The sequence below is a fragment of the Microbispora catharanthi genome (assembly GCF_006334915.2).
Lineage (GTDB): Bacteria > Actinomycetota > Actinomycetes > Streptosporangiales > Streptosporangiaceae > Microbispora > Microbispora catharanthi.
In genome coordinates this window covers 463870-475004 of sequence record NZ_VDMA02000002.1, presented here as the reverse complement: position 1 = coordinate 475004, position 11135 = coordinate 463870, and the positions used below count along the sequence as shown (strand labels likewise).

Sequence of the window (11135 nt, the reverse complement as noted above, 5' to 3'; positions counted from 1 at the left end):
ATGATCGGTGAATCCATGTACCAGGAGCTGATCCTGGAGCACTACAAGCATCCCCAGGGGCGGGGCCTGCGTGATCCGTACGACGCGGAGGTGCACCACGTCAACCCCACCTGCGGCGACGAGGTGACGCTGCGGGTGAAGGTGGCCGACGGCGGCAAGGTGCTCGACGTGTCCTACGACGGCCAGGGCTGCTCCATCAGCCAGGCCGCCGCCTCGGTGCTGCACGAGCTCGCCACCGGCTCCACGGTGGAGGAGTCGCTGTCGGTGGTGGAGGAGTTCACCCGGCTCATGCAGGGCAGGGGCCAGGTGGAGCCCGACGAGGACGTGCTGGGCGACGCGGTGGCGTTCGCCGGTGTGGCGAAGTTCCCCGCCCGCGTCAAGTGCGCGCTGCTGGCCTGGATGGCCTACAAGGACGCGCTGATGAGGAGCCAGGGATGACCGGCCGCCCCGGCCGCGTTGGGAAGTACGGCGCCGCCCCGCGGGCGCCGCGAGGTGAGGAGACGACGTGAGCAAGCCGACCGAGACCCCGACGGGAACCGCGACCGAGGCGGCGACCGGGACCTACGACGGGGAGAGCTCCCTTGACGACGTGCTCGAGGCGCTGAAGGACGTCGTCGACCCCGAGCTGGGGATCAACGTGGTGGACCTCGGCCTCGTCTACGGCGTCAACCTCGACCCGGCCGGCGAGGGCGAGCGCCCGATCGCCACCATCGACATGACGCTGACCAGCGCCGCCTGCCCGCTGACCGACGTGATCGAGGACCAGGCCAACTCGGCGCTCGCCGACCTGGTCTCCAACGTGGTCATCAACTGGGTCTGGCTGCCGCCGTGGGGTCCCGACAAGATCACCGACGAGGGCCGCGACCAGCTTCGCATGCTCGGTTTCAACGTCTGACCGGCCGGGCCGGGTCCGGTCCCGCCACCCGCGTGTCCGGGGCCTCGTGCCCCGGACACACGCGTTCCGGCGATCGTTTCCCGGAGCGTTCACGACGCGGTGCTCGCGACGCGGGTGCTCACGACGCGGCGCTCCCGCCGCAGTCCGCCCGGCAAATCGCCGTCGCGGCGCGGGAATGCCGTACAGTTGTTCTTTGCTTTGCATTGTGCGACGTGAGTGACGGGCGTCCGTGGGATGCCGCCACCCGGCGGTCTCCACTTCTGCGGGACGCGCTCACGGCATCACCCGGGCGCAGGCCGCTTCATTCTCCGGCCCCCGGCGCCCCGATCGGTACGGCTCGCCTGCCGTACCTGTACAGGCTCGTCCTTTCGCAGAAGTGACGCGCCCACGTGTTCCGGCACGTTCTTTCTACGAAAGGCACGATTTCGTGACCATGCTTGACCTCGGTGAGGGCACCGAGACCCGCGCCGAGTTCGCACTGCTGGGTCTGCCCAAGCCGCTCGTGGCGGGGCTGGCCCGGCAGGGCATCACCGCGCCGTTCCCGATCCAGCGGGCGGCCATCCCCGACATCCTCGCCGGGTACGACGTCCTCGGCCGGGGCCAGACCGGCTCCGGCAAGACGCTCGCCTTCGGCCTGCCCACGCTGACCAGGATCGCGGGGGAGAAGGCACGCCCCGGCCGGCCCCGGGCCCTCGTCCTGGTGCCCACCCGCGAACTGGCCCTGCAGGTGGCCGACGCCCTCGAACCGCTCGGCCGCGGACTGTCGCTGCGCACCCGCACGGTCGTCGGCGGCATGTCCATGGGCCGCCAGATCGAGGACCTGCGCCGGGGGGTCGACGTCGTCGTCGCCACGCCCGGCCGCCTCACCGACCTCATCGAGCAGGGCGAGTGCGCGCTGGACGACGTCCAGATCACCGTCCTCGACGAGGCCGACCACATGTGCGACCTCGGGTTCCTGCCCGTGGTCAGCGCGCTGCTCGCGCGTACGCCCGCCGACGGGCAGCGCCTGCTGTTCTCCGCGACGCTCGACGGTGACGTGGACAGGCTTGTCACCCGCTTCCTGACCGACCCGGTGATCCACTCCCTGGACCCGGCCACCTCCTCGGTGGAGACGATGGAGCACCACCTGATCCAGGTGCACCGCGACGACAAGGCGGACGTGACGGCGGAGATCGCCAACCGGGACGGCCGTACGATCCTGTTCGTCCGCACCCAGCACGGCGTCGACCGCGTCGTGAAGCAACTCGCCCGGTCGGGGGTCCGCGCGGGCGGTCTGCACGGCGGCAAGCGGCAGAACCAGCGCACCCGCATCCTCGACGGGTTCCGCGAGGGCACCATCGGGGTGCTCGTCTGCACCGACGTCGCCGCCCGCGGCATCCACGTGGACGACGTGAGCCTCGTGCTGCACGTCGACCCGCCGGCCGACCACAAGAGCTACCTGCACCGGGGCGGCCGTACGGCCCGCGCGGGCGAGCGCGGCGTGGTGCTGACTCTGGTCCTGCCGAGCGAGCGCCGCGCCACCGATTCGATGACCCGCAAGGCGGGGGTGACCCCGTCCCGTCACCGGGTGGCGCCGGGCGATCCGATCCTGGCCGAGATCGCCGGGGCCCGGCGGCCGAACGGCGCGGCCGTTCCCGTGTGGGAGCCCGACGTGCGCAGGCCGCTGCGGCCCGCGCGGGACGACCGGACGCCCGGCCGCCGGCGGCACGGCGGAGACCGTCATCGCGGCGCCGACCGTCCGGGTGACGGCGACGGCCGGCGCAGGCGGTCCGAGCAGGGCGAGCGGCCTCGCGGTCCCTGGACCGGCGACGGCCGTGCCGAGGGCCGCGCCGAGACCGGCGGCGGCCACCACCGTGGCCGCACGGGCGGACACGGCGGCCAGGCCGGGCACGGTCAGGCCGGATACAGCGGTCAGGCCGGGTACGGGAGCCAGGGCGGATACAGCGGTCAGGGCGGATACGGCGGCCAGGGCGGGCGCCGCGGCCGCGGAAGCCGCTTCACCGGCCGCTGAATCCTCCTCACCACCCCGCCTTGAAGCACCTCACCGGGCCGTCCGTACGGGCGGCCCGGTGGCGTGTGGGGGCTGTTCCTCACCCGGGGCCCGGGGCGGCCACCTCGGCGCGCCTGCCGAATCCGCGAACTCCGCCAGACCCGGTCGAACCACGTTCCAGGAAGAACTCCCGCAGCAGCTGGACCTGATCAGCCGGCACGCCCCCGCCATCCCGGCGGGCGCCCTCGACCAGAGTCCGGAACTCATCCTCCGTGACGGCCGGACGCTACAGCCCGCTCAAGCGGCGGACGCTCGCTTGAATGAAATATGTAGACCGGTCTAGTCTTTGCGCATGGCTGGAACCGAAGGATCCGAGACAAGTGCTCGGCTGGTGGAGTCGATGCCGGAGCTGATCCGGCGGCAGGGCTGTCGCTTGGCCCGCGGTGCTCCGGCAGTCACGCCGGGGACGATGCCGCACTGCGCGGCCCGGGCGCTCGCGGTACCGATCGACGGCGCTTTCCACGACAACGAGGCGTCCCTGGGTGAGCGTACGGAGGTGTCGTCGTGAGCGCCGGGGACCGGCACGCGCTGGTCCTGGGCGCGACCGGCTTCGTCGGACGCCACCTGGTGCTCGCGCTCGGTCAGGCCGGCGTCCGGGTGAGCACGGCCGGCCGGAGCCACGAGTCCTACCGGCGGCTCGCCCGCTGGCTCGCCGAGCACGGGCATGACGAGGCCCCGGCCGACCTCCGGGTCGACTTCACGACGCCGTCGCTGATCGAGGGGGAGCTCGACGACGTCACGGAGGTCTACAACTGCGCCGGCGCCTACCGGTTCGGCATGTCGGCGGACGAGGCCCGCCGTGCCAACGTCGGCAGCGTCCGCGCGGTCGTCGCCTTCGCGGCGCGACTGCCGCGGCTGCGCCGCCTCGTCCACGTCTCCGGCTATCGCGTGGGCGGGCAGGACCCCCGTCCCTGGAGCGAGGAGCAGCGGCGGGAGACCTACCGGGCCCTGGGCGCGTACGAGGCGTCCAAGGTGGAGGCGGACGCCGTCTTCCAATCCGAGGCGGAGCGGCTGGGCGTTCCCTGGTCGGTCGTCAATCCGGCCAGCGTGATCGGCGACAGCGTCACCGGTGAGTCCGGCCAGTACCTTGGGCTCGCGTCGACCCTGCGCGACCTCTGGCGGGGCGGCCTCGCGGCGGTTCCGGGGAACGCGCGGACGTTCGTCCCCGTGGTCGCGGTCGACTACCTCGCCCGGTTCATGACCCTGCTGCCGGTGGACGAGACGGCCGAGCGCGCCTCCTACTGGCTGCTGGACGACGACACGCCCGCCCTGCCCGGCCTGCTCGCGCTCGTCGCGGAGCACTACCGGGTCAAGGCGCCCCGGGCGCGGGTTCCGGTAGCCGTGCTGAAGCGCCTGCCCCGCCGGCTCACGAAGGCCGACCCGGAGACGCTGACGTTCCTGTCGAGCGACCGCTATCCCACCGGCTCGGCGCGGGCCTTCGCCGCCCGTCACGGGCTGACCATGCCGGACACCGCCACGACGATCCGCCGCTGGGCCGACCGCCTGGCGGCGAGCCGGTTCGGGGACGCCCCCGCCGGCGGCAGACGGTTCACCGGCCCGGGTGGGGTGCGGACGTTCGAGCTCGGCCAGCCGGACGCGCCCACGGTGGTGCTGCCGGGCCTGCCGGTCAACGCCGACACCTGGGCGCCGGTCGTCGCGGCGCTGGGCCAGGCCCGCGCCGCCGACCTGCCGGGGCTGGGGATGAGCGCGGGAGGCCGCGACGACTGGCCGTCCTGGCTGACCGCCCTCGTCACCGAGACCGGCGCACGCCACCTGGTCGGTCACTCCATCGGCGCCGCGGCCGCCGTCGAGGCCGCGGCCGCCCATCCGGACGCGGTGGACCGGCTCACGCTCGTGGCGCCGTTCTTCCTCCAGGCGCGCCCCGCTCGCGCCGCCCGGCTCCTGGCCCGTCGGTACCTCGACCGGGTCTCACCCCGGGCGCTGGCCGAGCGGCTCACCGGAGACCCGGCGCACGCGGCCGCCCTCCACTCGAGCGTGGAGGATCTGCGCCGCGGCGCCGCCGCCACCGCCGCCAGGCTCCTGGCCGCCACGGCGTCGCCCCGGTGGAGGGCGGACCTCCGGGCCGAGCTGACGCGCTACCCGGGACACGTGCACGTCGTCGTGGGCTCCCGCGACCCTCTCAGCACGGAGGGGCGGGCCCTTCTGGACACGCTCGCGCGGGCCACCGTGACGGTGATTGCGGGCGCGGGCCATCACCCCCAGCTGACGCACCCCGAGGAGGTCGCCCGAGCCGTCGCGCTCGGAACCCGTCCCCGGGGGCGCGAGCCGTTCAGCCCTTCAGGCCGCTCAGCACGATCCCGCGGGTGAAGTAGCGCTGGAAGGCGAGGAAGAAGGCGATCGACGGCAGGGAGGCGAGCAGGCCGCCGGCCATGATCGCGCCCTGGTTCTGCGCGCCGGTGAAGTAGGAGTTGAGGCGGGCCAGCGCGACCGGGATGTTCGCCATCTCGTCGCTCTGCACGATGATCAGCGGCCAGAGGAAGTTGTTCCACTCCGCGAGCACGATGAAGATCGACATCGCGGCGAGGGCCGGGCGCAGCAGCGGCAGCACGATCTGCCACCAGATGCGCCACTCCCCGGCGCCGTCGACCCGGGCGGCCTGGATGAGCTCGTCCGGGACCGAGTGGAGGAACTGCACCAGGAAGAACAGCACGAACGCCTTGGCCAGCGCCGGGACGATGTAGCCCTGGTAGGTGTCCAGCCAGCCCAGGTTCCGCATGATGACGTAGTTCGGCACCAGGGTGGTCTGCCAGGGCACCATCATCGAGGCGACGATCAGCAGGAAGATCAGCCGCCGCCCCGGCACTCGATGCTTGGTGATCACGTACGCCGCCAGCGAGGCGACCAGCAGCGACCCGACCGTGATCGCGACCGTGATCACCAGGCTGTTGAACATGAAGCGGCCGAACCCGAAGTCCACCTGGAACCGCTGGAAGATGCCCTGGAGATGGCCGGGGTTGACCTGGGTGGGGGAGTAGCCGGGGTCGTAGAAGTTGTTCAGCGTGGGATGCTCGGGCACGAACGACGGCGGCTGCCGGTTCAGCTCCGTCACCGGCTTGAACACCGTGATCAGCATCCAGTAGAACGGCGCGATCATGGTGAGCGACAGCAGGTAGAACGGCAGGCGCAGCAGGTGGCCGCGCCAGGTGGTGCCCGCCCCGGCGGCGGGCGCCTGCCGGGGCGCGGCGGCCGGGTCGGCGACGATCGGTGTGGTCGTGGGGGCGACGGCCATCACAGCTCCTTCAGGGCGCGGCCGATGCGGAGGTTGACCATGCTGAGGGCGAAGATGATCAGGAAGAGCACCCAGGCGATGGCCGAGGCGTAGCCGAGCTTGAAGTGCGTGAAGCCCTGGTCGTAGAGGTAGGGCACGATCATCAGGCCCGAGTCGAGCACGCCGCCGATGTTGTTGGTGCCCCGGAACACGATGTAGACGGCTTCGAAGACCTGGAAGGCTCCGATCAGGCCGGTCACGACCACGTATGTGGTGACCGGACGCAGCAGCGGCAGCGTCACCCGGCGGAACTGCTGCCAGGTGCCGGCGCCGTCGATGCGGGCCGCCTCGTAGTACTCCTGCGGGATCGTGTTGAGCCCGGCGACGTACAGGACCATCCCGTAGCCCATCCCGCCCCACACCGACATGAGCACGAGGATGGGGATCGTGAGCCCGGGGGTGGCGAGCCATTCGACGGCCCTGCCGCCGAACCAGGTCATGGCGGTGTTGGCCAGGCCGAAGTCGCCGGGGTTGAAGATCCACTTCCAGAGCAGCATGAGCGCGATCGACGAGGTCACCGAGGGCAGGAAGAAGATCGTCCGCATGATGCGGTGTGGCCAGCTCGACCCGCTGAAGGCCAGCGCGAGGCCGAGCGACAGCAGCGTGCCGATCCCGACGGACGCCACGACGTAGAGGAACGTGTTGCCGAGGGCGTGCCGGAACCGGTCGTCGTCGAACAGCAGGTGCCGGAAGTTCTCCAGGCCCTGGAACTCGGGGGCGTTCACCCCGTCGAACTTCGTGAAGCTGAGATAGAGCGAGTTGGCCAAAGGCCAGACGAGGAACCCGGCGAACAGGCCGAGGAACGGCAGCAGCATCAGATAGGAGGTGCCGTAGCGGCGCCATCGTTGCCGGGGCGCGGCGGTGTGGGTTGCCATGTCGTTCTCCATCCGGAGGGGAACCGTGGGCGGACCCGGGCCGGTGCGGGGTCGGGCGGCACCGGCCCGGGCAGGTGCGGAGGACGGAGGCCGCGGCCGGTGCGGGGTCGGGCGGCACCGGCGAGCCACGGCCGTCCCGGCTATCCGGCGTTGCGCTCCATGACCTTGGCGGCCTCGGCCAGGGCCGTCTTCACGTCGGCCTTGCCGAGGATCGCGGCCTGGAACTGCTTGGCGACGTCGGACGCGCTCTCGTCCCAGCCGGGGCATCCGGGCGCCGCGGCGCCGGTCTTGATGATCCCCGCGAATACCGCCGAGTGCTCCGGCGTGAACGGGGAGTCGGCGATCTTGTCCGGGCGGGGCGGGATGTAGGCGATGTTGCGGGCCTTCGACTCCGCCGTCACCGCGTCGACGGCCTCGTCGGTGTAGAGGAACTTGACGAAGTCCGCCGCCTGCTGGATGTGCTTGCTGTACGACGTGACCCCGACGGCCCGCCCGCCGATGAAGGTCGTGGGCGCCGCCGGGCCGGCCGGCAGCGGGGCGATCGTCCACTTGCCCTTCATCTTGGGCTTGCTGGTGTCGATGCCGAGGGCGTTCCAGTTGCCGCCGTAGACCATCGCGATGCCCTGGTCGAGCGCGTCCGAGGTCGTCACCGTGTCGGTCGGCGCGCCGTACTTGCGGTGCAGGTCGATCCAGTACGACAGCGCCTGCTCGGCCTGCGGGGTGTCGAGCGAGGGCTTGCAGTCCGGCGTGTAGAAGCTGCCGCCGGCCTGGTAGAGGAAGTTGAAGTAGCCGATCCAGTCGAGGTTGCCCCAGTCGATGCTGAACGGCGTCTTCACCCCGGATTTCTTGAGTTTCTCGATGTCGGCGGTCAGTTCCTCCCAGGTCTTGGGCGGCTCCTTGAGCCCGGCCTTGTCGAACAGGTCGGTCCGGTAATAGAGCGCCTCGGTGGACATGTCGAGCGGGATGCCGTAGACGGTGCCGTCGGGGGAGACGGCCGACTTCCATTGGGCGGGCTGCGCCTGGGCCTGGAGTTGCTCGATGCCGTACTTGCGCAGGTCGACCATGCCGCCGCGCAGGCCGAACTGGATGGTCCAGGTCATGCCGCCGGAGATGATGTCGGGCCCGCTGCGGCTGGTCGAGGCCGCCAGCAGCTTGGCGTACGCGTCGTCCCAGGCCAGCGTCTGCACCTTGATCGTCACGTTGGGGTGCGACTTCGTGTACAGGTCGGCCGCCTTCTGGAAGGCCGCGCTCTCGTCGTCGCCCCCGGTGGACCACCATGTGATCGCGGCGGGGGCGTTCGCGTCGGCCTGTTTGGTCTCCGAGGTGCCGCTGGTCGCGCAGCCCGCGCCGAAGGCGGCGATCAGGGCGGCGCAGGTGGCCGCCGTCGTTCGTCGCATGGACGTCTCCGATCTCTACGGAAAGTGATCGACTGACATGTCGTGCCCCCCGAGAGGCGGCCGGCCGCGAGGCCCTGCCCGCGCGGCGCACCTCCCACGCTTCGAATTCGTGCAGAGTCCAGCACTAAACCGGATTAGTTTCAAGAGGGTGTTTCATCCCGTCAATCCGGACGTCACGCCGTTCAAGGCGCGATTTCCCAGCTCATATGGGTGAAGGATGGTGAGGCGGATTCCGGCGGACGACTCTTAACCGGGTCAGAAGTCTGAAACAGGGCACTTGTGTAACCTTGCGGCGTACACGAGCCAGGCCGACCACCCCACGGGAGCCCCCATGTTCGTCGACATGCCCCTTGACCAGCTGCGTGCGTACCTGCCCGAGCGCCGGGAGCCCGCCGACTTCGACGCCTTCTGGGACCGCACGCTCGCCGAAGCCCGCGTGCACGAACTGAACCCCGTCTTCGAGCCGTACGAGGCCGACCTCGCGCTGGTCGACGTGGCCGATGTGACGTTCGCGGGATTCGGCGGGCATCCGATCAAGGGGTGGTTCATCGCGCCCGCGGGCGCGTCGGGACCGTTGCCCTGCGTGGTCGAGTTCATCGGGTACGGCGGCGGCCGCGGCCGGCCGCACGACTGGCTGCTGTGGCCGGCCGCCGGATACGCGACGTTCGTGATGGACACCCGTGGGCAGGGCGGCACCTGGCGCTCGGGCGACACCCCCGACCCGGTGGGCGGCAACGGCGCGCAGATCCCCGGCAAGCTCACCCAGGGGGTGTTCGACCGCGACGACTACTACTACCGGCGGCTCTACACCGATGTCGTGCGCGCGGTCGAGGCGGCCAGGTCGCACCCCCTGGTGGACGCCGGGCGGGTCGTCGTGGCCGGCGGCAGCCAGGGCGGCGGCATGGCGCTGGCCGCCGCCGCGCTCGTGCCGGACCTCGCCTACGCGTTCGTCAACGTGCCGTTCATGTGCGACATCCGGCGCGCCGTGGAGATCACCGACGAGGACCCGTACGGCGAGCTGGGCCGGTTCTGCGGGATCCACAGGACGCGGGTCGAGGACATCTTCGCGACCCTCGACTACTTCGACGGACTGCACTTCGCGGCGAGGGCCCGCACGCCCGCCCGGTTCTCCGTCGCCCTGCGCGACGGGGTCACCCCGGCCTCGACCGTCTTCGGGGCCTACAACCACTACGCCGGCCCCAAGGACATCACGGTCTGGCCGTTCAACGGCCACGAGGGCGGGGAGTCGCAGCAGGCGCTCGAGCAGCTCAGGCTGGCCAGGAAGATCCTCGGCTGAACCCGGTCTCGCAGAGGGCCCGGGCAGGGGCCCGATCTCGCAGGGTGGACGCGGGGCGCGGTGGCCCGCCCCCGCGACTACCCTGGGGCCGATACCCTGAACGCGCAGGCACACGACCCGAGAGAGACCATGAAGACCTTCGAAGAGCTGTACGCCGAGCTGGCAGAGAAGGCGCGCACCCGGCCCGCGGGGTCCGGCACCGTGGCCGCCCTGGACGCCGGCGTCCATGCCATCGGCAAGAAGGTCGTCGAGGAGGCCGCGGAGAGCTGGATGGCGGCCGAGCACGAGTCGGCGGACCGGGCGGCCGAGGAGATCTCGCAGCTGCTCTACCACGTCCAGGTCCTGATGCTGGCGCGCGGAATCGGGCTGGACGAGGTCTACAAGCATCTGTAGCCGCCGCGGCGGCCACAGATCGTCCATCGACCTCGTTCTTGCCCGAAAGGATCTCCCACTCATGCTGCGCATCGCCGTACCGAACAAGGGCGCGCTCTCCGAAGCCGCCCAGACCATGCTGAAGGAGGCGGGCTACCGCCAGCGCAGGGACAGCAAGGAGCTCGTGGTCGTCGACTCCGAGAACTCCTGCGAGCTGTTCTTCCTCCGCCCGCGCGACATCGCCGTCTACGTCGGCGAGGGCACTCTCGACGCCGGCATCACCGGGCGCGACATGCTGTTCGACTCCGGCGCCCCGGCCGAGGAGGTCATGCCGCTCGGGTTCGGCCGGTCGACGTTCCGCTTCGCCTCCACGGCGGGCGCCTACTCCGGCGTCTCCGACCTGTCCGGCCTGCGCATCGCCACCTCGTACGCCGGGCTGCTCGGCAAGCACCTCGCCGACCAGGGCGTGGACGCCCGGGTCATCAAGCTCGACGGCGCGGTCGAGACGGCGATCAGGCTTGGCGTCGCCGACGCGGTCGCCGACGTGGTGGAGACCGGCACGACGCTGCGCAACGTCGGCCTGGAGGTGTTCGGCGAGCCGATCGCGCACTCCGAGGCCATCTTGATCAAGCGGGCCGGCGCCCCCGAGGCCAACGGCTTCCAGCAGCTCATCCGCCGCCTGCAGGGCGTGATCGTGGCCCGCGACTTCGTGATGATCGACTACGACATCCGGGCCGAGCGCATCGACGAGGCCATCGCCATCACCCCCGGCATGGAGGGGCCGACCGTCTCCCCGCTCCACCGCGAGGGCTGGGTGGCCGTGCGGGCGATGGTCCCGCGCAAGGGCCACCAGCAGGTGATGGACCAGCTCTGGGAGATCGGCGCCAAGGCGATCCTCGTCACCGCGATCTTCGCCTGCCGCCTCTGAATCAGGCTTTTTCGACGCGCTGTCACCGTGGC

The 11135-nt window shown here is 71.2% G+C and carries 10 protein-coding genes; 7 read left to right on the top strand and 3 right to left on the bottom strand.

Features of this window, described 5'->3' with window-relative positions; translation table 11 throughout:
- From sufU to FH610_RS05340, 4 genes are all read left to right on the top strand, one after another.
- The gene (gene sufU, locus FH610_RS05355) at nucleotides 1–438 is read left to right on the top strand and encodes a Fe-S cluster assembly sulfur transfer protein SufU (protein ID WP_139573119.1); all 438 of its coding nucleotides are present in this window, start codon (nucleotides 1–3) and stop codon (nucleotides 436–438) included.
- Nucleotides 439–505: 67 nt separating this feature from the next.
- Complete coding sequence (locus FH610_RS05350) at nucleotides 506–895, top strand: metal-sulfur cluster assembly factor (RefSeq protein ID WP_139573118.1); 390 nt, start codon at nucleotides 506–508, stop codon at nucleotides 893–895.
- 433 nt (nucleotides 896–1328) lie between these two features.
- On the top strand, nucleotides 1329–2906 hold the full coding sequence (locus FH610_RS05345; RefSeq protein WP_139573245.1) for a DEAD/DEAH box helicase: 1578 nt from the start codon (nucleotides 1329–1331) through the stop codon (nucleotides 2904–2906).
- A 543-nt stretch (nucleotides 2907–3449) separates the two neighbouring features.
- Entirely contained in the window at nucleotides 3450–5273 is a 1824-nt protein-coding gene (locus FH610_RS05340) for an alpha/beta fold hydrolase (RefSeq protein ID WP_139573117.1), read from the top strand.
- Here FH610_RS05340 and FH610_RS05335 read toward each other — a convergent pair.
- The 3 genes from FH610_RS05335 to FH610_RS05325 form a co-directional block, all read right to left on the bottom strand.
- Entirely contained in the window at nucleotides 5236–6195 is a 960-nt protein-coding gene (locus tag FH610_RS05335; RefSeq protein ID WP_139573116.1) for a carbohydrate ABC transporter permease, read from the bottom strand. The genes FH610_RS05340 and FH610_RS05335 overlap by 38 nt on opposite strands.
- Nucleotides 6195–7109, bottom strand: a complete 915-nt coding sequence (locus FH610_RS05330) for a carbohydrate ABC transporter permease (protein WP_161627923.1) — start codon at nucleotides 7107–7109, stop codon at nucleotides 6195–6197. The genes FH610_RS05335 and FH610_RS05330 overlap by 1 nt, the downstream gene beginning before the upstream one ends.
- A gap of 140 nt (nucleotides 7110–7249) precedes the next feature.
- Nucleotides 7250–8506 carry an extracellular solute-binding protein gene (locus FH610_RS05325; protein ID WP_139573114.1) on the bottom strand — a complete coding sequence of 419 codons (1257 nt, stop codon included), beginning with the start codon at nucleotides 8504–8506 and terminating at the stop codon, nucleotides 7250–7252.
- A gap of 331 nt (nucleotides 8507–8837) precedes the next feature.
- Here FH610_RS05325 and FH610_RS05320 point away from each other — a divergent pair, with 331 nt between their 5' ends.
- The 3 genes from FH610_RS05320 to hisG all read left to right on the top strand — a co-directional run bounded on the left by FH610_RS05320 (nucleotide 8838) and on the right by hisG (nucleotide 11103).
- A complete protein-coding gene (locus tag FH610_RS05320; protein WP_139573113.1) occupies nucleotides 8838–9803 on the top strand; it encodes an acetylxylan esterase in 966 nt (321 codons plus the stop codon).
- 129 nt (nucleotides 9804–9932) lie between these two features.
- Nucleotides 9933–10196, top strand: coding sequence for a phosphoribosyl-ATP diphosphatase (locus FH610_RS05315; RefSeq protein WP_030507281.1), 264 nt, complete (start codon nucleotides 9933–9935; stop codon nucleotides 10194–10196).
- A 61-nt stretch (nucleotides 10197–10257) separates the two neighbouring features.
- A complete protein-coding gene (gene hisG, locus FH610_RS05310) occupies nucleotides 10258–11103 on the top strand; it encodes an ATP phosphoribosyltransferase (RefSeq protein ID WP_139573112.1) in 846 nt (281 codons plus the stop codon).
- Nucleotides 11104–11135: the final 32 nt, after the last annotated feature.

Coding starts and splice junctions, on each gene's coding strand:
- sufU (WP_139573119.1), top strand. CDS start 1: ATGATCGGTGAATCCATGTACCAGGAGCTGATCCTGGAGCACTACAAG.
- FH610_RS05345 (WP_139573245.1), top strand. CDS start 1,329: ATGCTTGACCTCGGTGAGGGCACCGAGACCCGCGCCGAGTTCGCACTG.
- FH610_RS05335 (WP_139573116.1), bottom strand. CDS start 6,195: ATGGCCGTCGCCCCCACGACCACACCGATCGTCGCCGACCCGGCCGCC.
- FH610_RS05330 (WP_161627923.1), bottom strand. CDS start 7,109: ATGGCAACCCACACCGCCGCGCCCCGGCAACGATGGCGCCGCTACGGC.
- FH610_RS05325 (WP_139573114.1), bottom strand. CDS start 8,506: ATGCGACGAACGACGGCGGCCACCTGCGCCGCCCTGATCGCCGCCTTC.
- FH610_RS05320 (WP_139573113.1), top strand. CDS start 8,838: ATGTTCGTCGACATGCCCCTTGACCAGCTGCGTGCGTACCTGCCCGAG.
- FH610_RS05315 (WP_030507281.1), top strand. CDS start 9,933: ATGAAGACCTTCGAAGAGCTGTACGCCGAGCTGGCAGAGAAGGCGCGC.
- hisG (WP_139573112.1), top strand. CDS start 10,258: ATGCTGCGCATCGCCGTACCGAACAAGGGCGCGCTCTCCGAAGCCGCC.